Source organism: Microbacterium sp. oral taxon 186 str. F0373, from assembly GCF_000411455.1.
In the GTDB taxonomy this organism is placed as follows: domain Bacteria; phylum Actinomycetota; class Actinomycetes; order Actinomycetales; family Microbacteriaceae; genus Microbacterium.
This window is the reverse complement of record NZ_KE150457.1, coordinates 657102-679402: the sequence shown is the minus strand read 5'-3', so window position 1 is coordinate 679402 and position 22301 is coordinate 657102. Positions and strand designations below refer to the sequence as shown.

General features: G+C 69.3%; 20 protein-coding genes and 3 pseudogenes. 11 read left to right on the top strand and 12 right to left on the bottom strand.

Annotation, left to right across the window (positions count from 1 at the left end):
- Positions 1-80: 80 nt before the first annotated feature.
- Complete coding sequence (locus HMPREF1529_RS03115) at positions 81-731, top strand: GntR family transcriptional regulator (protein ID WP_016463655.1); 651 nt, start codon at positions 81-83, stop codon at positions 729-731.
- A gap of 7 nt (positions 732-738) precedes the next feature.
- Here the strand turns inward: HMPREF1529_RS03115 and HMPREF1529_RS03110 are convergent, their stop codons facing one another.
- Positions 739-1521: an IclR family transcriptional regulator gene (locus HMPREF1529_RS03110; RefSeq protein WP_036282664.1), complete on the bottom strand. Its 783-nt coding sequence runs from the start codon at positions 1519-1521 to the stop codon at positions 739-741.
- A gap of 63 nt (positions 1522-1584) precedes the next feature.
- On the opposite strand from HMPREF1529_RS03110, the gene hutU reads away from it, so the two are divergent.
- From hutU to HMPREF1529_RS03085, 5 genes are read left to right on the top strand one after another with little or no spacing between them, the layout of a single operon-like run.
- Positions 1585-3255, top strand: a complete 1671-nt coding sequence (gene hutU, locus HMPREF1529_RS03105) for a urocanate hydratase (RefSeq protein WP_016463653.1) — start codon at positions 1585-1587, stop codon at positions 3253-3255.
- On the top strand, positions 3252-4445 hold the full coding sequence (locus HMPREF1529_RS03100; RefSeq protein WP_016463652.1) for an allantoate amidohydrolase: 1194 nt from the start codon (positions 3252-3254) through the stop codon (positions 4443-4445). Before hutU ends, HMPREF1529_RS03100 begins: the two co-directional genes overlap by 4 nt.
- Entirely contained in the window at positions 4442-5743 is a 1302-nt protein-coding gene (locus HMPREF1529_RS03095; RefSeq protein WP_016463651.1) for a formimidoylglutamate deiminase, read from the top strand. Before HMPREF1529_RS03100 ends, HMPREF1529_RS03095 begins: the two co-directional genes overlap by 4 nt.
- On the top strand, positions 5740-6906 hold the full coding sequence (gene hutI, locus HMPREF1529_RS03090) for an imidazolonepropionase (RefSeq protein ID WP_016463650.1): 1167 nt from the start codon (positions 5740-5742) through the stop codon (positions 6904-6906). Before HMPREF1529_RS03095 ends, hutI begins: the two co-directional genes overlap by 4 nt.
- Positions 6903-7478, top strand: a complete 576-nt coding sequence (locus HMPREF1529_RS03085) for a HutD/Ves family protein (RefSeq protein ID WP_016463649.1) — start codon at positions 6903-6905, stop codon at positions 7476-7478. Before hutI ends, HMPREF1529_RS03085 begins: the two co-directional genes overlap by 4 nt.
- Positions 7479-7748: 270 nt before the next feature.
- Here HMPREF1529_RS03085 and HMPREF1529_RS03080 read toward each other — a convergent pair.
- The 7 genes and pseudogenes from HMPREF1529_RS03080 to HMPREF1529_RS03055 form a co-directional block, all read right to left on the bottom strand.
- Positions 7749-8396 (bottom strand): annotated as a pseudogene (locus HMPREF1529_RS03080) (IS30 family transposase); the annotation flags it as partial.
- Between the two features lie 56 nt (positions 8397-8452).
- Positions 8453-9700, bottom strand: coding sequence for an IS256 family transposase (locus HMPREF1529_RS03075; protein WP_016463647.1), 1248 nt, complete (start codon positions 9698-9700; stop codon positions 8453-8455).
- Between the two features lie 101 nt (positions 9701-9801).
- A pseudogene (locus HMPREF1529_RS03070) lies at positions 9802-10338 on the bottom strand (transposase); the annotation flags it as partial.
- An 86-nt stretch (positions 10339-10424) separates the two neighbouring features.
- Positions 10425-10664: pseudogene (locus HMPREF1529_RS16470) on the bottom strand (transposase); the annotation flags it as partial.
- A 611-nt stretch (positions 10665-11275) separates the two neighbouring features.
- On the bottom strand, positions 11276-13426 hold the full coding sequence (locus HMPREF1529_RS03065; protein WP_016463645.1) for a heavy metal translocating P-type ATPase: 2151 nt from the start codon (positions 13424-13426) through the stop codon (positions 11276-11278).
- A 156-nt stretch (positions 13427-13582) separates the two neighbouring features.
- On the bottom strand, positions 13583-14188 hold the full coding sequence (locus HMPREF1529_RS03060; protein WP_016463644.1) for a DUF305 domain-containing protein: 606 nt from the start codon (positions 14186-14188) through the stop codon (positions 13583-13585).
- An 81-nt stretch (positions 14189-14269) separates the two neighbouring features.
- Positions 14270-14701 carry a DUF6153 family protein gene (locus HMPREF1529_RS03055; protein WP_016463643.1) on the bottom strand — a complete coding sequence of 144 codons (432 nt, stop codon included), beginning with the start codon at positions 14699-14701 and terminating at the stop codon, positions 14270-14272.
- 121 nt (positions 14702-14822) lie between these two features.
- On the opposite strand from HMPREF1529_RS03055, the gene HMPREF1529_RS03050 reads away from it, so the two are divergent.
- Positions 14823-15227, top strand: a complete 405-nt coding sequence (locus HMPREF1529_RS03050) for a hypothetical protein (protein ID WP_016463642.1) — start codon at positions 14823-14825, stop codon at positions 15225-15227.
- Positions 15228-15312: 85 nt separating this feature from the next.
- Positions 15313-15882, top strand: a complete 570-nt coding sequence (locus tag HMPREF1529_RS03045) for a CueP family metal-binding protein (protein WP_016463641.1) — start codon at positions 15313-15315, stop codon at positions 15880-15882.
- Between the two features lie 487 nt (positions 15883-16369).
- Here HMPREF1529_RS03045 and HMPREF1529_RS03040 read toward each other — a convergent pair whose 3' ends face one another.
- A complete protein-coding gene (locus HMPREF1529_RS03040; RefSeq protein ID WP_157533854.1) occupies positions 16370-16735 on the bottom strand; it encodes a hypothetical protein in 366 nt (121 codons plus the stop codon).
- A 102-nt stretch (positions 16736-16837) separates the two neighbouring features.
- Between HMPREF1529_RS03040 and HMPREF1529_RS03035 the strand changes: the two genes are divergently transcribed.
- The gene (locus HMPREF1529_RS03035; RefSeq protein ID WP_016463639.1) at positions 16838-17257 is read left to right on the top strand and encodes an SRPBCC family protein; all 420 of its coding nucleotides are present in this window, start codon (positions 16838-16840) and stop codon (positions 17255-17257) included.
- Between the two features lie 43 nt (positions 17258-17300).
- A complete protein-coding gene (locus HMPREF1529_RS03030) occupies positions 17301-17744 on the top strand; it encodes a MarR family winged helix-turn-helix transcriptional regulator (protein ID WP_016463638.1) in 444 nt (147 codons plus the stop codon).
- A gap of 18 nt (positions 17745-17762) precedes the next feature.
- Here HMPREF1529_RS03030 and HMPREF1529_RS03025 read toward each other — a convergent pair whose 3' ends face one another.
- From HMPREF1529_RS03025 to HMPREF1529_RS03015, 3 genes are all read right to left on the bottom strand, one after another.
- A complete protein-coding gene (locus tag HMPREF1529_RS03025) occupies positions 17763-19334 on the bottom strand; it encodes an amino acid permease (RefSeq protein ID WP_016463637.1) in 1572 nt (523 codons plus the stop codon).
- A 173-nt stretch (positions 19335-19507) separates the two neighbouring features.
- The gene (locus tag HMPREF1529_RS03020) at positions 19508-20398 is read right to left on the bottom strand and encodes an aldo/keto reductase (protein WP_016463636.1); all 891 of its coding nucleotides are present in this window, start codon (positions 20396-20398) and stop codon (positions 19508-19510) included.
- Between the two features lie 88 nt (positions 20399-20486).
- Entirely contained in the window at positions 20487-21665 is a 1179-nt protein-coding gene (locus tag HMPREF1529_RS03015) for a sensor histidine kinase (protein ID WP_016463635.1), read from the bottom strand.
- A 74-nt stretch (positions 21666-21739) separates the two neighbouring features.
- On the opposite strand from HMPREF1529_RS03015, the gene HMPREF1529_RS03010 reads away from it, so the two are divergent.
- Complete coding sequence (locus tag HMPREF1529_RS03010) at positions 21740-22279, top strand: YaeQ family protein (protein ID WP_016463634.1); 540 nt, start codon at positions 21740-21742, stop codon at positions 22277-22279.
- Positions 22280-22301 lie beyond the last annotated feature (22 nt).

Here is a 22301-nt window from a genome sequence, read left to right as displayed (position 1 = left end):
CCGGTCGTATGCCAGAGGGTTGTTGTTACGGCCCTGTAAAATCTGGAATCCGCCCGGGGGGCGAGTGAAGGATGGTGACCGTGGCACAGAAAAGTCTCGCCGATCAGGCGTACGACGCCATCGAGGACATGATCACTTCGCAGCAGATCTCGTCGGCGACCCTCGTGTCCGAGGCGTCGCTCATGGAAGCCACCGGCCTCGGTCGCACCCCGGTCCGCGAGGCGCTGCAGCGCCTCGCCCGCGACCGCGTCGTGCAGATCCACCCGAACCGCGGCGTGTTCGTCCCGGAGATCACGGTCGAGTCGCAGCTGCGGCTGCTCGAGATCCGTCGCCCCCTCGAGGCCCTCGCCGTCGAACTCGCGTGCGTCCGCGCGAAGAAGGTCGAGCGCGACGCGATGGGGAAGATGCTCGCCTACCTGCAGGCGGCCGAATTCACGCTCGAGGGCTACGCCGATTCGGTGAAGCAGACGCATCAGCTCATTTCGAAGGCGACCCACAACGAGTTCCTCGTCGACGCGATGACGCCGCTGCAGACCCTCTCGCGCCGCTTCTGGCTCGTCAACATCGACGACGAGCAGGATGAGATCGCCGCAGGCGCCCGTGCGCACACAGAGATCCTCACGTCGATCATCGAGCGCGACGCGGTCCGCGCGGTGGCGGCATCCTTCGCCCTGAACGACTACCTCGTGCGCCACGCGCATCGCACCGTCGGCATCCCGCAGTCGGCCTGAGCGCCCGCTACCGCGCGGGGGCGGCGCCGCTGAGCCGGCGGCCGAGCTCGCTCGCGAACCGCTCGATGCGCTGCGCGAGGTCGGGCCAGGATTCTTCCGGCACGTTGCCGTGCGGGAAGGTGACCGCCAGGCTCGCCGCGGGCCAGCCGTTGCGGTCACGGATCGCGACGGCGACCGACGCGAACCCGTCGCTGACCTCGCCGCTCTCGGCGGCGAAGCCCGCCCTGGTGACCTCACCGAGGGTGCGCCGCAGGTGCGGCAGGTCCCGGAACGGGCGCGCGCTGCGGCGGTAGACGGGATCCTCCACGTAGAGGGCCCGCAGCTGTGTCGCGGGCAGGCACGCGAGCAGCGACCTGCCCGTCGCGGTCTGATGGGCGGGAAGGCGCACGCCGACGTCGGTGATGAGCACCGGCCGGTGCGGCGCCCGCTGCTCGAGCAGATAGATGACGTCGGTGCCATCGAGCACCCCGAGATGCGCCGTCTCGCCGACGTGGTCCACGAGGGCGGCGAGGATCGGGGCGCCCAGGCGCGACAGGGGCGCCTGCCGGCTGAACCCGGAACTCAGCTCGTAGGCCGCGTAGCCGAGGCCGTAGCGGCGGTCCTCGGGGTAGTGGATGGCATAGCCGTGATCGACCAGGGCGGTGAGGATGCGGTAGCACGCGGAGCGGGGAATGCCGAGGTCGCGGGCGACGGCCGAAGCGGGCACGGGCCCCCGCTGCGCGCCGAGATGGCTGAGCACGCGCAGCGCCTGTCGGGCGGCGGGCACGGCGGACGGCGGACTCTGTCCCATATATGAGACGATAACCCCACGGCATCCCGACATGAAGCGGCGCGAAGCGGGTTCACTGTCTGCATGACGACTTCCGGATCTGAGACCCGCACCATCCGCGCCGCCCGAGGCAACCGGCTCACCGCGAAGAGCTGGCAGACCGAGGGCCCGCTGCGGATGCTCATGAACAACCTCGATCCCGAGGTCGCCGAGCGCCCCGAGGATCTCGTCGTCTACGGTGGCACCGGACGTGCCGCGCGCAACTGGGAGGCGTACGACGCGATCGTCCGCACTCTCGAGACGCTCGAGTCGGACGAGACGCTGCTCGTGCAGTCCGGCAAGCCCGTCGGCGTCTTCCGTACCCACGAGTGGGCGCCGCGCGTACTCATCGCCAATTCGAACCTCGTCGGAGACTGGGCCACGTGGCCAGAGTTCCGCCGCCTCGAGGCCCTCGGCCTCACGATGTACGGACAGATGACGGCCGGGTCGTGGATCTACATCGGGACGCAGGGCATCTTGCAGGGCACGTTCGAGACGTTCGCCGCGGTCGCGACGAAGCGCTTCGGTGGGACGCTCGCCGGCACCCTAACCCTCACCGGCGGCGCCGGCGGCATGGGCGGCGCGCAGCCGCTCGCCGTCACCCTCAACGAGGGCGCCGTCCTCATCGTCGACGTCGACCCCGGCCGCCTGCGCCGCCGCGTCGAGCACGGCTACCTCGACGAGATGACCGACGACCTCGACGACGCGATCGAGCGCGTGCTCGCCGCCAAGGCCGAGCGGCGCCCGCTGTCGGTCGGCCTCGTCGGCAACGCCGCGACCATCTTCCCGGAGATCCTCGCGCGCGGCGTCGCCGTCGATATCGTCACCGACCAAACCAGCGCGCACGACCCACTCAGCTACCTGCCCGTCGAGGTCTCCCTCGAGGACTGGCAGCGCGCCGCCGCCGACGACCCCGAGGAGTTCACCCGCCTGTCGCGCGCTTCGATGGCCGCCCATGTGAAGGCGATGGTCGAGTTCCAGGATGCCGGCGCCGAGGTGTTCGACTACGGCAACTCCATCCGCCGTGAGGCCGAGCTCGGCGGCTACGACCGCGCGTTCGCGTTCCCCGGCTTCGTCCCGGCCTACATCCGTCCTCTCTTCGCGGAGGGCCTCGGCCCCTTCCGCTGGGCGGCGCTCTCGGGTGACCCGGCCGACATCGCCGCGACCGACAAGGCGATCCTCGAGCTCTTCCCGAACGACGAGAAGCTCCGCCGCTGGATCACCGCCGCCGGCGAGAAGGTGCACTTCGAGGGTCTCCCCGCACGCATCTGCTGGCTCGGCTACAAGGAGCGCCACCTCGCCGGCCTGAAGTTCAACGAGATGGTCGCCTCCGGCGAGCTGTCCGCCCCCGTCGCGATCGGCCGCGACCACCTCGACTCCGGCTCGGTCGCCTCGCCGTACCGCGAGACCGAGGCGATGGCGGACGGCTCGGATGCCATCGCCGACTGGCCCCTGCTGAACGCCCTCCTCAACACCGCGAGCGGCGCGACCTGGGTGTCCCTCCACCACGGCGGCGGCGTCGGCATCGGCCGCAGCATCCACGCCGGCCAGGTCGTGGTCGCCGACGGCACACCGCTGGCGGCGGAGAAGATCGAGCGCGTGCTCACCAACGACCCCGGCACGGGCGTCATGCGGCACGTCGACGCGGGCTACGAGCGCGCCGCCGAAGTGGCCCGCGAGCGCGGCCTGCGCGTGCCGATGTGGGAGCAGGGATGACCTCGAGCCTGGTGACGGGCGGCCGGCTGACGGGGCTGCACGAGCTCACCGGCATCGGCGTCGATCCCGTGCGCGGCGGATACTCGCGCCACCTCTGGCAGGAGCCCGACCTGCAGATGCGCGCCTGGTTCGTCCAGCGTGCCGAGGCGCTGGGGCTCTCCGTCGAGCACGACCGCAATGGCAACATCTGGGCGTGGCTCGGTGAACCCGGACCCGACGCGGTCGTCACCGGCAGCCACCTCGACAGTGTGCCCGGCGGCGGCGAGTTCGACGGGCCACTCGGCATCGTCGTCGCCCTCGATGCCGTCGCGCGACTGCAGGCCGCCGGCAGTCGGCTCACCCGTCCGCTGGCCGTCGTCGCGTTCGCGGAGGAGGAGGGCTCCAGGTTCGGCATCGCGTGCATGGGCTCTCGGCTGATGACCGGCGAGCTCGCCCCCGACCGGGCGCGGGCGCTCCGCGACGAAGACGGCGTGAGCTTCGCCGAGGCGGCCGAGCGCGTCGGATTCGACGCGCGGCAGATCGGGCGCGACGGTGAGGCGCTCGGCCGCATCGGCGTCTTCGTCGAGGTGCACGTCGAGCAGGGGCGCGGGCTCATCGAGCTGGGCAGCCCGGTCGCCGTCGCGAGCTCGATCTTCGCGCACGGGCGATGGATGCTGACCTTCCGCGGGCAGGGGAACCATGCCGGCGCGACCGCGATGGGCGACCGCAACGACCCGATGGTCGCCGCAGCCCGCGCCGTGCTCGAGATCGAGCAGGCGGCGCTCGCCGCGGGCGACGCGCGTGCGACCGTGGGCCGCGTGAGCGCGGTGCCGGGCGGGACGAACGTCATCGCGTCGCGCGTGGAGCTGAGCCTCGACGCGCGCGCCGAGGAGGACGCCGACGTGCGCGACCTCGTCGCCGACATCGCGCGCCGTGTCGGGGCATCCGAGTTCGCCGAGCAGTCGTGGAGCGGCGCCGTCCGCTTCGATGAGAGCGTGCGCGAGCGGCTGCGCACGGCGCTGGGTGACGTGCCGGTGCTGCCGACGGGCGCCGGGCACGACGCCGGGGTCCTCGCGGGCACGGTGCCGACGGCGATGGTCTTCGTCCGCAACCCCACCGGCATCTCGCACGCCCCCGCCGAGTTCGCGGAGGCCGAGGACTGCCTCGTCGGCATCGACGCGCTCGTCACGGTGCTGGAGGAGCTGCAGTGAGCATCTGGTGCGACCGGGTCGTCGACGCCGACGGTGTCCGCGAGCGCGTGCGGTTCACCCACGCCGGCGGCTTCGTCACCGCCGTCGCGTCGGACGTCGCTCCGCGCGGCGACGACATCATCCTCGGTACCGTGATCCCCGGGGTCGCGAACGCGCACTCGCACGCCTTCCACCGCGTGCTGCGCGGCCGCACGCACGCGCACGGCGGCGACTTCTGGCGCTGGCGCGAAAGCATGTACGCAGCGGCGGCACGGCTCGATCCCGACAGCTACTTCGAGCTCGCGCGCGCCGTCTTCGCCGAGATGGTCACCTCCGGCTACACCGCCGTCGGGGAGTTCCACTACGTGCACCACCGGCAAGACGGCACCCCCTATCCTCACGAGATGGAGCGAGCGGTTGCGGCCGCCGCCGAGAGCGTCGGCATCCGGCTCACCCTCCTCGACACCGCCTACCTCACCGGCGGCATTGACCGTCCGCTCGCGCCGAAGCAGGAGCGCTTCAGCGACGGGTCCGCAGGCGCCTACCTCGATCGCTGGCACGAGCTGCGCGACCGCGTCGGCCACGGCGCCCGGCTCGGGGCCGCGGTCCACTCGGTGCGGGCGGTGCCGCGCGACGCGATCGCGCAGATCGCCGCCGGGCTCACCGCCGATGTGCCCCTCCACGTCCATCTGTCGGAGCAGCCGCAGGAGAACGCCGACTGCGTCGCCGCGTATGGTCTCACGCCCACCGAGCTGCTGAGCGAGGCCGGCGTGCTGTCGGCACGCGCCACCGCCGTACACGCCACCCACCTCACCGGCGGCGACATCGCGCTGCTCGGACAGGCCGGGGCATCCATCGTCATGTGCCCCACCACCGAAGCCGACCTCGGCGACGGGATCGGACCGGCGCGCGAGCTGCTGAGTGCCGGCGCGCGCCTCGCCGTGGGGTCGGATCAGAACGCCGTCGTCGACCCGTTCCTCGAGACCCGGGGCCTCGAGATGCACGAGCGGCTCGCGCACGGAGCGCGCGGCCGGTTCGCCCCCGCCGAGATCCTGCGTGCGGCCACCGCTGACGGTTACCGGTCGCTCGGCTGGCAGATCGCGCCGCTGCAGCCCGGCGGGCCGTGCGACCTGGTCGAGATCGACGCCGCGTCGGCGCGCACGCTCGGGTCGCACCCCACCGAGCTCATGCTCACCGCGACCGCTGCCGACGCACGTCGCGTCATCGTCGGCGGGCACACCGTCGCCTCGCGCGGGCGCCTCGCCGACGGCACCAGCCCCGCCCAGCTGCTGCACGACGCACTCCGGAGGTTCTCATGAGCGAGCTCATCACCGGCATCGGCGAGCTGACCACCCACAGCGGCGAGTACGGGCGCCTCACGGATGCCGCCGTCGTGATCGACGGCGGTCGCATCGCGTGGGTCGGATTCGCGGCATCCGCCCCAGCGGCCGACACCTGCACCGACGCCGGCGGCCGCGCCGTGCTTCCCGGGTGGGTCGACACGCACACCCACATCGTCTTCGCCGGCGACCGTGGGGCGGAGTTCGAGGCCCGGATGGCGGGCGCGCCGTACGTCGCGGGCGGCATCACCTCCACCGTCGACGCGACCCGCGCCGCGACGGCGGATGAGCTGTTCGCGCGCGCCGTCTCGCTGCGACGTGAGGCGGAGCGGCAGGGCACGACCTACCTCGAGACGAAGACCGGATACGGTCTCGACGTCGACGCCGAGGTCATGAGCGCTCGCATCGGCGCGCGGGTCGCCGACACCGTCACCTACCTCGGCGCGCACATCATTCCGGCGGGCGTCGACCGCCGCGACTACATCGACCTCGTCACGGGGCCGATGCTCGCCGCCGTCCGCCCCTACGTCGACGCGATCGACGTCTTCTGCGAGACCGGCGCGTTCACCGTCGACGAGTCGCGGGAGATCCTGCGCGCGGGCGCCGCCGCGGGACTCGCGCTGCGCGTGCACGGCAACCAGCTCGGCCGCAGCGGCGGCGTCGCGCTCGCCGTCGAGCTGGACGCCGCGAGCGTCGACCACTGCAACCACCTCGACGCCGCCGACATCGACGCTCTCGCCGGCTCCGAAACCGTTGCGACGTTCCTGCCAGTGTGCGACCTGTCGACACGCGAGCCGTTCGGACCCGCCCGGCAACTCCTCGACGCCGGGGGCCGCATCGCGCTCGCCACCAACTGCAACCCCGGCACGTCGTTCACGACCTCGATGGCACTGTGCGTCGCGACGGCCGTACTGCAGATGCACCTCACGATCGAGGAGGCCGTGTTCGCCGCGACCCGGGGCGCCGCGCGCGTCGTCGGCCGAGACGAAGGCGATGACGCCGTCGGCGTCATCGCGCCCGGTTCTCGCGCCGACCTGCAGATGCTCGACGCGCCCTCGATCGCCCACCTCGCCTACCGCCCCGGCGTGCCGCTGCCCGCGGCCGTCTGGCGCGGCGGGCACGCCGTGGTCCCGGCTCCGTGATCCTGCGACGCCGGCGCGATCGCACCCCCGTCGCCTGGCGCAACGGTGCGGGCGTCACCGAGGAGGTCGCCGCAGCCCGAGCCGGCCGTATCGGCGACGGGGATGGAGATCGCATCGCCTGGCGGGTGAGCATCGCAACCGTCGACAGGGCCGCGCCCTTCTCACGATTCGATGGCATCGACCGACTGCTGATGCCGCTCACGCCCGCCGGCATCCACCTCCGCCTGTCCGGAGCGGCGCGCCACGTCTCGCAGTTCGACGTCGTCGCCTTCCGGGGTGAGGCTGAGGTCGCCTCGGTCGAGGACGCGCCGGGAGCGCGTGACCTCAACCTCATGGTCGACCGCGCGTTCGGCGGGGGCCAGCTCGTGCGGAGCTACGTGACCGGCGCCCGCACGCTGCGCCGTCGCGCCGGCCAGGAGGTGGTCGTCGTCGTCGCGCTGTGCCCGACACTGCGATACCGCGGCGAAGAGCTCGAGGAGGGCGACGCGATCGTGGTCGACGACGACCGGACCGTCATCCTCAGTGGCTACGGATCTGTCGCCGAGGCGACGATCGTTCGGGCCACGGGGTAGTCGCGGAAACGGCAACCCCTTTTCGTGGCGCGTCCAGGTGTCACCTCCCCGTGCGGCAGTCCCGCCCGCTCAGGTGAGGGTGTCGCTGACTCTACGGGTCTGCGTGTAGGTTGCGTGCGCGTAGAGCGCGACGGCGGGCAGCTCTTTCAGCCGATCGGGGAGCGATTCGGTGACGACAGCGACGGCGGGTTGGATGCCTGCGGCGACCTGGAGGGCGAACTCCCGCAGGTGCCCTTCGTCAAGCCCGGCGTCGGCTTCGAGTCGGCGGATTCAAGCGGTGGTCGCAATGAGTTCTGTGAACTTCTCCGATGGTGTCAGATAGCCGAGCGTTTTGCGTGGTCGTCCGTTGAGCGAGTCCTGGATCGCGGTCAGCTCAGCGCGGGTGACGATGCTCAGATCGGTGCTCTTCGGCAGGTACTGGCGTAGCAGTCCGTTGGTGTTCTCGTTGCTTCCGCGCTGCCACGGGGAGTGCGGGTCGCAGAAGTAGATCGGGATGCCGGTCGCTGTGGTGAACTCGGCGTGCTTGGCCATCTCGGCGCCCTGATCCCAGGTGATCGTCCGCGCCAGCGACGCCGGAAGCGCGGTGATCGCCTCGCGCATTGCGGCCTCCACCTTGTCGGCGCTCTTCCCGTCGGGCAGGTGCAGCAGAAGTGTGAGGCGGGTGCTGCGTTCGACGAGGGTTCCCACGGCGCTGCGACTGTTCTCGCCGAGGATCAAGTCGCCTTCCCAATGCCCCGGCACGGCACGGTCTTCGACCTCTGCGGGGCGCTCGCTGATCATCACCATCCCTGGCAGCCGGCCCCGCCCGTCCGTCGCGGTCCGCGACTTCCGTGCCGCCCGCCCCGACCGCAGGCAGCGGGCGAGCTCGCGGCGCAGCTGCCCGCGTCCCTGCACGAACAGGGACTGGTAGATCGTCTCGGTCAAGCCCCAGTACGTGGTGTAGCGGTCGGTGATCCTTCTGCTGTTGTTTTCGGTTAGGCGCTGAGTTCGAGGACGGTGTCGGTGTTCACCTCGCTTCCGGTGTCGGGGACGAGGGCGAGGCGGCTCTTGGTGAGGATCTCGAGGCCAAGGTAGCGGCGGCCTTCGACCCATTCGTCGGTTTGCTCGGCGAGGACGGCGCCGACGAGGCGGATGATCGCGTCGCGGTTGGGGAAGATGCCCACGGAGTCGGTGCGGCGGCGGATCTCCCTGTTCAACCGCTCGTTGGGGTTATTGGACCAGATCTGCTGCCAGAGCCCGTCGGGGAACCCCGTGAACGCGAGGATGTCCGCGCGGGCGTTGTCGAGGTGCTCGAACGCGTCGGGGAGCTTCTCCTCGACGTAGTCCAGGAGCCTGTCGAACTGCGCGTTGACGGCGTCGGCGTCGGGTTGGTCGTAGACGGAGTGCAGCATCGCCTTAACGGCCGGCCACATGCTCTTCGGGCAGACACTCATCAGGTTCGCTGCGTAGTGGGTTCTGCAGCGTTGCCAGACCGCGCCGGGCAGGTTCGCCGCGATCGCGTCCACGAGCCCGGCATGGGCGTCGCTGGTGACGAGGCGGACCCCGCCGAGACCGCGGGCGACCAGGTCAGCGAAGAACGAGTTCCAGGCGGCCCCCGTCTCGCTGGTCGCGACCCGGAGGCCGAGGACTTCCCGGTGCCCGTCGCCGTTGACGCCGGTCGCGACGAGCACGACCGCGTTGATCACCCGCCCGCCCTCACGGACCTTCATCGTGAGGGCGTCGGCGGCGACGAACGTGAACGGCCCCGCGTCACCCAGGGGGCGGTGCCGGAACTGGTCGACGTGCTCGTCGAGGTCTGCGGCCATCCGTGAGACCTGAGACTTCGACAAGCTATGGATCCCGAGGGTCTTCACGAGCTTGTCCATCCGGCGGGTCGAGACGCCGGCGAGATAGCAATCCGCGACGACGGTGATCAGCGCGGTCTCGGCCCGCTTGCGGCGCTCAAGCAGCCATTCCGGGAAGTACGTGCCCTGGCGGAGCTTCGGGATCGCTACGTCGATCGTCCCGACACGGGTGTCGAGGTCGCGGTGCCGGTAACCGTTGCGTTGCGCGGTCCGGTCGGGACTGGGCTTTCCCCATTCCGCGCCCACGACGGCATCCGCGTCAGCGGAGAGGAGCGCGTTGATCGTGGTCTGCAGCAGGCTGCGCATCAGATCCGGCGACGCGTCGGTCAAGGCTTCAGCGAGCACGCTCGCAGGGTCGACAATATGAAGTGCGGTCATCGTGATGATGCCTTTCGAGTGGGATGTGAGAGTTTCCTCGAAGGATCACACGGTGACCGCGCCTACGTCGTGAACGACGAGCCGGCCACCGTGGGCTACACCACCTTAAGGGGCACTACTATCGTCTCGTGACTCACGTGCATCTCCGGGTTGTCGGGATGCTCCAAACATAAGCGCGCGGCGATTTCCTGCGGCGACCACAGTTGCTCCAGCTGCGTCGTGACGACCTCGAGCAGCCGTCCACTGTCGAGCTTGAACGGCTTCGGTCGGCGGGCCTGCTCTCGTGCGTCCTCGTGCGCCCGCCACGCCGAGTACTCCTCCCGTCCGCCGCCGCGCTTGACCTCGCGGCTGACCGTCGACACCGCGCGTCCCAGGGCACGCGCGATCGCAGTAAGCGTGTCACCGCGGGCGAGGCCGACCAGGATCTCCTCACGGTCGAAGACCGTCAGATGCCCCTCGCGCGGCTCCCAGCCGAACGGCTTCCCGTCGAGGTGACGGCCCTCCCTCGCCATGCGGCCGACCATCGGCGCCGTGCAGCCGATCTCGCGGGCGATATCGATGAGCCGCCACCCCTTCGAGTGGAGACGGAGCGCGAGCTGCTTCTGCTCGCGACTGAGATGACCATGTTTGCCCTGCAACGAATGCCTCCCGAGATCAGCGCCTGCTTCATCTCACAGCACCCGTTGCGTTGACCGGTTGAATCCGCCATCTCGTTCGCCTTCCGCAGCTCGGCGTTCTCCTTCTGCAGCCGCTTGATCTCCGCCGCCGCATCGGTCGTGAGCCCGGGCTTCACGCCGGCGTCGACCTCGTAGCGACACTGCCAGAGCCGCAGCGTCTCGGGGCTCATCCCGAGCAGACCGGCCACGTGACGGACCGCGCTCATCATCGTCGGGTGCGACGGCCGCGTCTCCGCGAGCATCCGCAACGCCCGCTCACGCATCTCCGGCGAGTACTTCCTGTTCATCGAGTTCCATCCTTGCTTGAAGAACGGAACGAAAGTCAGGCCGATTCAGATCGCCACTGTCAACCCACCTGCCAGGTGTCCGAATTCGGCTCGGTCCTCGACCCAATAACACCTCACTGGATAACGCGCACTACCAGTAAGATATGCAGTTGCAGTCACCCATCGAGCCAGTGCACGTTGTGTCCGCAGGATCGGGGGCAGCTCCTGCCGTTTCTGGGGGCAGGAAGGGCTCCGGAGCGAATGCGTCACGTCGACGCAAGCGAAAGCAACGAAAGAGGCGCTGAGCGAGTCTTCGCAAGAAGCCGCCCGCTGCTGGCACCAGCGGCGGTTGCCGCAACTGGGAGTCGACTGTCCGCGACGTGGCGCAGGACATCTCTGCCGTCAGCGTCGACACACACCGAGCCATCGCTGCGCTGGAAGGAGTCGATGCGCCCCGCCAAGGACATCTCGGTCGGCATCAAGGTGCGATGGAGCGGGATAGGTGGCTGCTGATCGCCCACCCTCTGGCATCGACTACCACCTGGGACAAGCACGGGGGCCTCGCCGCACGCGAGGCCCCTCTTACGTGTAGTGCCCGTATGAGGATCCCGCGTACCGGGTGCGGTTCTGAGCTATCTCGTTAGGATCGCGCGCGTGCTTACCCCGGGGTCGAGGTCCAGCCGGCGCAGGAGTTGGGCGTTGAGGGCGACGACGAGGGTGGACAGGGACATAAGGATCGCGCCGACTGCCATCGGCAGCACGAATCCGATGGGGGCGAGGATGCCGGCGGCGAGCGGTACAGAGATCAGGTTGTAGCCTGCGGCCCACCAGAGGTTCTGCTTCATCTTGCGGTAGCTGGCGCGGGACAGTTCGATCACGGACAGCACGGAGCGCGGGTCGGAGCTGGCGAGGATCACGCCGGCTGAGGCGATCGCGACGTCCGTGCCGGCACCGATCGCGATGCCGACGTCGGCGGTTGCGAGGGCGGGGGCGTCGTTGACGCCGTCGCCGATCATGGCGACTTTCTTCCCCTCGGCCTGGAGCGCACCGATCTTGGCGGCCTTGTCTTCCGGGCGCACCCCGGCGAAGACGCGGTCGATGCCCAGTTCGGTGCTGACCGCGTGAGCAACGGCCTCGGCGTCGCCCGTGATCATTACGACCTCGACGCCGAGCTTGTGGAGCGCGTCGACGGCCTCGCGGGATTCCGGACGGATTTCGTCGGCGAGTTCGAGTCCGCCGATCACGGCGCCGTCTTGGACGACGTGCAGGATGATTGCGCCGTCTGCGCGCCAGGTTGCCGCTTCATCGACTTCCGATGCGCCGAGCTCTTCGAGCAGGCGGGGACCGCCGACACGGATCTCGTGACCGTCCAGGGTGGCGGTCACGCCGACCGCCGGGGAGGAGGTGAATCCGGTGACGTTCTCGATCTGGAGGCCACGGTGTTGCGCGGCACGGACGATGGCTTTGGCGAGTGGGTGCTCGCTGTCGGCTTCGGCCGCGGCGGCGATCGCGAGCACCGTGTCGGCGTCGTGACCGCCGGTGGGGGCGATGGCGGTGACGACGGGTTCACCCTTGGTGAGGGTTCCGGTCTTGTCGAACAGGACGGCGTCGATGGTGCGCATCTGTTCGAGCGCGAGACGGTCTTTGATCAGCACCCCGCCGCGGGCGGCGCGTTCGGTCGCGATGGACACCACGAGCGGGATCGCCAGTCCGAGCGCGTGCGGGCAGGCGATGACGAGGACGGTGATGGTGCGGATGACGGCGTCGTCCGGGCTGCCCACGAGGGTCCAGACGACGGCGGTGACCGCGGCGGCGCCGAGGGCGAACCAGAACAGCCAGCCGGCGGCGCGGTCGGCGATGCGCTGGGCGCGGGAGGTGGAGTTCTGCGCGTCGGTGACGAGTCGTTGGATGCCGGCGAGGGTGGTCTGGTCTCCGGTCGCGGTGACCTGGACGCGCAGGCCGGAGTCGGTCGCGACGGTCCCCGCGGTGACGGTGTCGCCGGTGCTGCGGGAGACGGGGCGTGATTCGCCGGTGACCATGGACTCGTCCATGTCCGCCCGCCCGTCGACGATCCGGCCGTCGGCGGGGACGCTGCCGCCGGGACGGACCACGACCACATCGCCGACACGGAGGTCTGCGGGGGAAACCGTCACGATCTGGTCGCCGTCGACGCGCTCGGCCTCGTCAGGCAGAAGCGCGGCGAGTGAATCCAGGGCTGATGTGGTCTGGGCGAGGGAGCGCATCTCGATCCAGTGGCCGAGGAGCATGATCACGATCAGCAGCGCGAGCTCCCACCAGAACTCGAGTTCATGGTGCAGCAGGCCCAGACTGGCGCCCCAGGATGCGAGAAACGCGACGGTGATCGCCGCGCCGACGAGCAGCATCATCCCGGGCGTGCGTGCCCGCAGTTCGCTGACCGCGCCGGACAGGAACGGCCAGCCGCCCCAGAAATACATGACCGTACCGACCAGCGGAGCGATCAGGTTGATGCCGGGGGCGTCGGGCAGCGAGTACCCGAAGAGCATGGCGAACGTGCTCGAGAACGCGACCACCGGCACCGCGAGGATCAGGTTGATCCAGAACAACTGCCGGAACCGTGCCACATGATCGGCCCCGTGCCCGGCATGCCCACCGGGGTGATCATGCTCGCCGTGAGGGTCGTGCCCGGCCGGGTGGTCCATGCCGTTCACGTGGTGGCCACCGTGCTCAGCGACGTGAGAGCCGACCGGCGCCTCGCGTGTTCCCCGTGATGGGTCGTGGTGGTGTGCGTGCGGATCGGTCATGACGAGCCTCCTCGCTGGTCTGTGGTCGGATGATTCCGGCGTCAGGCGGGGTGCCCTTCCTCGGATTGCCGACATGTCATCCATCAACCGGGATACCCCCCTCGGGTATTCCGAGGGGTCTCGCGTTCGACAGGGCGAGACCCTCGGAATGATTCCTCAGTTCTGGGTGAGCAGGTTCTCCATCGTGGCGATCTCGGTAGTCTGCGTGTCCAGGATCGCTTGTGCGAGCGCGATCACCTCCTCGTTTGCTCCCTGGTCGAGTTCGGTCTGCGCCATCTCGATCGCGCCCTCGTGGTGCACGATCATCTGCTCCAGGAACAACCGCGCCGCCTCCGCGCCGTCGGCGGCTTCCAGCGCCGCCATGTCGCCATCGGACATCATCCCGTCACCGTGCCCCATCCCGCTCATGTCGCCGCTGGAGCTCATTCCCCAATTGGTGAGCCAGGACTGCATGAGCTCGATCTCGGGGGCCTGCGCGTCCTTGATCTGCTGCGCCAGGGCCTGCACCTGATCGTCGATGCCGTCCTTGCCGAGGATCGTGTCGCTCATCTCCACCGCCTGCTCGTGGTGGGGGATCATCATGATCACGAACATCTCGTCCGCCGCGTTGACCTGGGCAGACGGCGACGTGGGCGACATCATCCCGCCCTGGCCCATCCCCGGCGTCGATCCGCCGCCGACATAGGCGCACCCTGCCAGCGACACCGCCACCGCGAGCGGCACGACGGTCAATACCGTCCATCGGAACTTCTTCACAACCATTGGTCCTTCTCCATCGATCGGTGAACTTCGCCCGCGTGCGGGCATGACTCAGCCCCGGCCACGAGGGCCGGGACAGTCGGTTCACGTTCGACTGATGGACAGGTCCAGCAGCGACGGCGGACGGGGCAGCACCGACAACAGCACCCCGACCACACGCGCCAGCGGGCTCGGCCCGCGGCTTCGGCCGCGGATGACCCCGGGGCCGGAGCGCGCCGCCCACGGCACCACCGCCAGCAGACCGAGCACGCACGCCGCCATCAACGCGTCATGCGCCGCACCGGGCGCGCAGTCCGCACAGGCGGTCTCGGCGACGACACCGGTGTCCGACGAGGGGCCGTGGCCGTGTTCGGCGCCGATGCTCGAAACGGCCGTCATCGGCGCTTCGGGGTGCCCGGTCATGAGCGTGTGCATGCCCAGCAGCCCCACCATCACCAGCGCCGCGAGCAACACCGACAGCATCCACCGCCACAGCATCGGCGGATGCAGACGAGTTCGCGTCGTGTCCAGGGCCACAGATCTCCTTGGTTCGCAGAGTACCCCACCGGGGTATTCACCCCCACCCCGCCGCCAGCTGATTTTTCCTGTCAGAAGGCTGGGCGGGGGCACGCGATCGTCGTGACATCCTGAGGGAGTCATGACCTCGTCCGCGATCGCCAGCTCTCGCCGCTACGCGCGGTGGCGCGGCATGTGCGCGGTCATCGGGCTGGTCCTCGTTGCTCTCCTCGCCCTGCATGTCTCTCCCGCGACGGCCGCGGATGCCGCGCCCGCGATGTCGACGCAGAGCGAGAGCACCCACTCCCCGGATCGCTCGGACTGCGCGGGGTGCGCGGTGTGCCCGGATGGAAGCGGCAGCCCGCACGCCGCGATGGGCGTGCACTGCGGGATGACGTTGCAGCCACCCACCGTGCATGCGGGCGTGGTGCCGACGCGAGCCTGGTTCCGCGCGCTGTCTCCCGGCGCACGACAGCCGTCGCCCGCCGAAGGAGCAGCTGCGCCGCGCTCCCTCACGCTCTGGGAGCTTTCAGTCAGTCGAACGTGAGTGCGGCCCGCCGGGACTGTTCGCCGGCAACCGCATCGCCCGTGTCCGGGCGCCCACACAACCTTCGACGAAAGTGAACCCTGCCATGCCTCGCGCATCGAAAACCAACCTCGGCGTGATCCTCGCGACCACCCTGCTCCTCGTCACCGGCTGCGCAGCCGCCACCCCCGACAGTACGACCACCGATCCACTCGCCGCCGCCGGTTTCCCCGACCAGACCATCCACCAGGTCATCGACGAACTCGAAGCGACACCGGTCGACGACCGACGCGACGACCTGATCGCATCCGTGCGCCCGAACGCCGTGCTGTTCACCATCGACGGTGGGCCCGAGACCTCCGTCCCACTCGAGGACGAGTTCTACCTCTCCGTCGCGCCGTACCGGAACACCACGCACGACTGCTACTTCCACAGTCTGACCACCTGCGTCGGAGAGCTCGGCGACGAGCCCCTCCACCTCACGGTCGTCGGCGACGATGGCGAGGTGCTGCTCGACGAAGAACGCACGACGAACAGCAACGGCTTCGTCGGACTGTGGCTTCCCCGCGACATCGACGCCACACTCACCATCACGCACGAGAACGGCTCGATCACCACCCCCATCTCCACTGGCGCGGAAGACCCCACCTGCCTCACCGATCTGCCTCTCACGTAGAGGGCCCGAGGAAGCGACCCCGCCTCCCGGGTCGTCCTCTACGTGGTGGCGGCGCGGGAGACGTCACGCCGATCGTCGTTGCTGCGCGAATGAACGGCGCCTCGCCTCGCCTCGCCCGCACGATTCCGCCACGCCCGCAACGCCCCCTGACTGCGCATCGCCCGGATACGGATCGTGTACGAGCTATCAGTATCCGCGGGAAGGTGCCATCGGAGGCGATGGGTCAACATGAGACTTAGCGCGGGGTCTCGTAGAGGTATCTCAAGCGGGTAGACGCGTGGGTAAAGACGAACGCAGATGAAGGGAGGCGAGTGGAACCGGGAACGAGGTCGAACCGCGGGATTATGCGGTCACGGCATTGAAGTGATGGCGACTGCGCTCGCGATACATGGGTTCAAATCCCACCGTCACCGCCATCACGAAGGCCCCGACTCCCGCGAAATCGCGCGGATGTCGGGGCCTTCGTCATCGGTGCTTTCGCTGTCGGTCAACCGCCATAGCGGACGTAGAAGGAGCCGGGGCCGCAGGTGTAGGTCGCGGGTCCCGCGGTGTGCACGCCTTCTCCGAGGCGAGCACAGGTCTGCCCGGCATCCACCACGGTGGCGCCGAGCACGAACACGATCACCAATGTCACGGCGACGCCGGCGCCTGCGATGACGACGCCCGCGAGCGCGAGTCCGTTGCGGTGCCCCTGCCGACGAGAGCCGACCAGCGCGATGATGCTGATCGCGAGTCCGGCGAGATTGAGGATGACGAAGAACGACAGTACGAATCCGACGATTCCGAACGTTCGGTAGGCATCGGGTGTCGACGAAGGTGCCGTGGCGAGGGGTCTGTCAGCGGGGATCGACATGAGGTGACCATATCGGTGCCGGTGCTCGTTGATCACGAGCACCGGGCAGACCCGAATGTCACGGCACTTGACATCTTCATAGTAAGCGCGCATACTAAATCCATGATCGAACTCGCTGCCGCCGTCCGCACCTCCTCCGCCGCGCCCGCAGACTACTTCGCGCGATGGATCGACCACGCGTCATGGCCGGAGTGGTCGCCCGACACCGAGTGGGTGCGTGTGGAGGGCCCCGTGCGCGCCGGCACACGGGGCGTATTGAAGCCGGTGGGCGGCCCGAAGACTCGGTTCACGATCTCCGAGTGCGAGCAGGACCGCGTGTACACCGACGTCAGCAGCGTGCCGGGGGCGCGCCTCACGTTCCGACACACGGTCGAGTCCGCGCCCAATGGGTCCACGCTCACCGTCCGCGTGTGGATGACCGGTCCCCTCGCGCGGGTGTGGGCGCGGACGGCCTTCAAGGGGTTCTCGGTCTCGGTCCCGGAGGATCTCGATCGTCTCATCGCACTCGTCGAGATCCCGTGACAGAGTGGCTCTCGGTGCCGATCGAGGAGGCGAAGAACGACGCATGACAGCGGGGTTGAACACGCGATTCGAGTCCGATGACGCCAGCCCGGGATTCATGCTCTGGCGTGTCACCAATCGGTGGCAGGCGGTGATGCGCCGCACGCTCGCACCGTTCGGCCTGACGCACGTGCAGTTCGTGCTGCTCGCCGCCCTCACCTGGCGAGCCGATCCTGGAGGAACCACCCAGGTCGACCTCGCCCACACCGTGCGCACGGACCCCATGATGGTCTCGCAGGTGCTCCGCGCGCTGGAAGCAAAGGGGCTCGTCGAACGGCGCGTCGACCCCGCTGACGCCAGGGCGCGGCGCGTGCTGGCCACCGCTGCAGGTGTCGACAAAGCACGCACAGCTAACGCCGCGGTCGAGGCGGCCGACGAGGAATTCTTCGGGGCACGTTCGGCCGCGCCGATGTCGCTCCTCGAGCACCTCTCGGATCTGGATCGCTGACCAGCAACGACACCGCGATCAACGGCGCCGCTTGGCCGCCTCTGTCGCCGGGCGCTCGGCGATCACCGGGTAGGTGCCCGTGTAGCCCTCCCGTGCCGCGACGGCGGCCTGGATCTTGCCGCGCGCGGCGAACCAGCCGACGATGAGCGCGGGGATCAGCACGATGAGCGAGGCGAGCACCCATCGGCCGGTCTCCGAGAAGCCCATCGTGACGAGCACGAACGCGAGGAACGCGAGCGTCAGGTATGAGGTGAACGGGGCGCCGAAGAGGCGGAACGGGGGCCGTTGCAGCGTTCCCTGCTTCGCCCACTTCACGAGCTTGAGCTGGCAGAGGATGATGGTCGCCCAGCCGCCGATGATGCCGAGAGCCGATACCTCGAGCACGATCTCGAACGCCTGCGACGGCCACAGCGCATTGATGCCGACGCCCGCGAGGGTGATGACGGCCGTCAGCAGGATGCCGCCGTAGGGGACGCCGTTCTTGCTCATCTTCGCGGTGAAGGCGGGCGCCGAGCCGTTCACCGACATCGAGCGGAGGATGCGACCGGTGGAGTACAGGCCCGCGTTGAGGCTCGACAGGGCTGCGGTCAGCACGACGAAGTTCATGACCGAACCTGCGATCGCGCCGGTCTCGGGCGAGCCGATGTGCGAGAAGAACGTCACGAAGGGCGACTGCCCGGCCTCGTAGGTGCTGAACGGCAGCAGGAGCGAGAGCAGCAGGATCGATCCGACGTAGAAGATCGCGATGCGGAAGACGACCGTGTTGATCGCCTTCGGCATGACCTTCTCCGGGTTGGCGGTCTCGCCGGCGGCGGTGCCGACGAGCTCGATCGCGGCGTAGGCGAACACGACGCCGGAGATCGCCAGGAGCGGCGCGACGAATCCCATCGGGAACAGCCCGCCGTTGTCGGCGATGACGCTGAAGCCCGTGGCGCCGACATCGGTCGCCCCGCTGAAGATGAGGAAGCAGGTGCCGACGATGAGGAAGATGACGAGCGCCGCGACCTTGATGAGCGCGAACCAGAACTCCATCTCGCCGAAGAGTCGGACGCTGACGAGGTTGAGCGAGAGCACGACGACGAGCGCGATGAGGGCGATCGTCCACTGCGGCACCTGCTGCAGCGGTTCCCAGTACTGCGCCCAGAACTTGACGTAGAGGGCCGCCGCGGTGACGTCGACGATGGAAGTCATCGCCCAGTTGAGGAAGTACATCCATCCGGCGCCGTAGGCGAGCTTCTCGCCGTAGAACTCCCGCGCGTACGACACGAACGACCCCGACGACGGGCGGTGCAGGACGAGTTCGCCGAGCGCGCGCAGGATGAGGAACGCGAAGAATCCGCAGACGGCGTAGACGAGGATCAACGACGGCCCGCTGGAGGCGAGCCGGCCCCCCGCTCCCATGAACAGGCCGGTTCCGATCGCACCGCCGATCGCGATCATCTGGATCTGCCGCGGACGCAGTGTCTTGTGATAGCCCGCGTCTTCGCTGGAGAAGTCCTGCGCGGCCTCGGTACGATCGCCGGTCAGCTCGCGCGCGTTCTCGCGGGCATCCTCGGGATCCATGCGCGAGAGCGCCTCGTTGTCCGTCATCCCGCAATCATGGATGCCGCGTGTTTCCGTCTCGCGGCGCGCAGGCACGCGTGTCGTGAAAAATCAGCCGATGGTCGAGGCCGGTTCGACTCACGGCAGTGCCGCGCTCAACGACCGGGTGGCGACGGCGGCTGTCTGTCGTTGAGCCCTCGCAGTGAGTCGAAACGCGGGCGTCAGACCTCCAGCCCCACCGCGGCGGTGCAGCGCGCCAGCTCGTCCGCGTCGAGCACGAGGTCGGCGGCCCGCGCGGAGTCGGTGATGGATGCCGCGCGTCGCGCCCCCGGAATCGGCACGACGCGCGGGCTCAGGGAGAGCTCCCACGCGAGCACGACCTGCTGCGCGCTCACGGAGTGGGCCTCGCCGATCTCACGGAAGACACCGAACCGATCGCCGACCGAGCGCCCGCCCCCACCGGTGCCGCCGAGCGGGCTCCATGGCAGGAACGCGATGCCGTGGGCGTCGCAGTACCGCAGCTCGTCGTAGCTGCCCGGGTACCGAGGCGAGAACTGATTCTGCACACTCACGAGGTTGCCCGCGCCGAGCACCTGCTCGGCGATCGCGATCTCTTCGACGCTCGCATTGGAGATGCCCAGTGCCCGCACGAGACCTTCGTCCTGCAAGGTCTTCAGGTTCTGCATGATCTCGCCGTACACCATCCACCGGTCGGGGCGGTGGTACTGGTAGAAGTCGATGACCTCGACACCGAGGTTCTCCATCGAGCGCCGCACCGCCGAGCGCAGGTAGCCGAGCGATCCGTCGCGGCCGAAGTCCTTCTCGGCGGTGCGCGTGATGCCGCCCTTCGTTCCGACCAGGATGCCGCTCGTGTCGCCGTCCCACGAGGCCAGCGCGTCACGCACGATGCGCTCGTTGTGACCCATCTGATCCCACGAGGGCGCGTAGATGTCGGCGGTGTCGATGAAGGTGACCCCGGCATCCAGCGCGGCGTGCACCGTCGCGATCGCATCGGCGCGATCGGGCAGCTCGTTGTCGTTGTTCATCGAGACGGGCATGGCGCCCAGCCCGATCGCGGACACGGTGAACGGTCCGATCGTGCGCTGCTGCATGGGGTTCCTTCCGGTCGGCCGTACGACGACGTACGCGCTCCACTCTGCCGCATGCCTGCGACCCCGGGCCCGCCGCGGTCGTCGTCGATCAGGCCGTCGGCAGGCTCACTCGCAGGCGGGCGCCGCCGAGCGCCGCGTCTTCGATGGCGATACGCCCGCCGTGCGCCTGCGCGATGCGCCGGGAGGTGGCCAGACCCAGCCCCAGACCGGGGACGTCTCCCGCGTCGCCGCGCTCCATGACGCCGAACACGCGGTCGCGCAACTCCGCCGCGACGCCCGGTCCGTTGTCGTCGACAGTGATCGTCCACCCCGTCGGACCTTTCTGCGCGTCGAGTTCGACGACGGGCGCGACACCGGCGGATGCCGCGAACTTCAGCGCGTTGGCGAGGAGGTTCTGCAGCAGCACCGCGATCAGCGCCGGGTCGCAGACGATCGCGTCGTCGGGGTCGATGCGCACGGTGACGCGGGCATCGAACGCCGCCACGGCCCGCTCCAGATCGGCGATCACGCCCTCCGTGATCGCTCCCAGCGCGGCGCGTTCACGGCGGGCCTCGGCGCCGCCCACCCGTGCATAGGCGAGCAGCTCGGTGATCATGACGTTCATCCGCGCCGCCGCGGCATCCGCCCGACGCAGCGCGTGGGTCGTGCGCGACCCGTCGCCGTCGTCCACGCCGTCCAGGGCGAGATCGATCTGGCCCATGAGAGCCGTGAGCGGGTTGCGCAGATCGTGGCTGATCTGACCGGCGAAGTGCGCGAGTTGATCGTTGGAGCGCTCCAGCTCGTGCGTCAGCCGGCGCAGCTCCAGCACCTCCACGGCCTGCCCGGCCAGCAGATCCAGGGCGGAGCTCTGCTCCGCGGTGAGGGTGCCGGCATGGTCGTCGAAGACGCAGAGCGTTCCGATCGCGACACCCGCCGGAGTGATGAGCGGGCTGGAGGCGTAGAAGCGGACACGGCCGCGTGCACCGGTCACAAAGGGGTTCTCGGCGAAGCGTTCGTCGACGCTCGCGTCGGGGACCCAGACGTGACGGGCGTTGGGCAGCACGACGGCGCACATCGAGTCCTGGCGGTCGCAGATCGCCGCCTCCACCCCCGCTGTCGCCACCTGGTGCTGGTATCTGTCGTCGATGATGTTGACCGCGGCGCCGCTGACGTGACAGAGCGTCGTCGCCAGCGCAGCCAGGCCTTCGAGGTTGGGGTCCACCGGGGCGTCGACGATGCGGTAGTCGGCGATCGCCTCGAGACGGGCAGCGGCGTCGGTGATCGGCATGAGCGTTCTTCTCCTGTCGGGTGCGACCAGGATAATGGCCGGGTCCGCCCCGGCGGGCGCCGTAGGCTGGAGCCATGGCGACGGGCGCGGTGATGCACACCTTCGACGTGCAGGTGGCCGACGTCGATCGTGGCGTCTACGAGAGCCTGTCGCTGCGGATGGCGCAGCATCCGTCCGAGACCGGCGCCTTCATGCTCACGCGCCTGCTCGCGTACTGCCTCGAGTACGCGGAGGGCATCGCCTTCACCGAGGGCGTCTCGGCCACCGATGAACCCGCGGTGCTGGTGCGGGATGCGACCGGGGCGATCACGACGTGGATCGAAGTCGGGGCTCCCGACGCCGAGCGACTGCACCGCGGAAGCAAGCTCGCCGACCGCACCGTCGTCTACAGCCACCGTGACGCGGCCAAGCTGCTGCCCCTCTGGGCGGGCAAGAAGATCCATCGTGCCGACGACATCGTGCTGCGAACGTTCGATGCGGGATTCGTGGATGCCGCGGCAGACGCCGTGGAGCGGCGCAACGCCGTCACCCTGTCGGTGATGGAGGCTCAGCTCTACCTCGACGTCAACGGAGCGAGCCTGTCGTCGGCGCTGCACGAGCACCGGCTCAGCTGACGCGCGCGCCGCACCGCCCCGC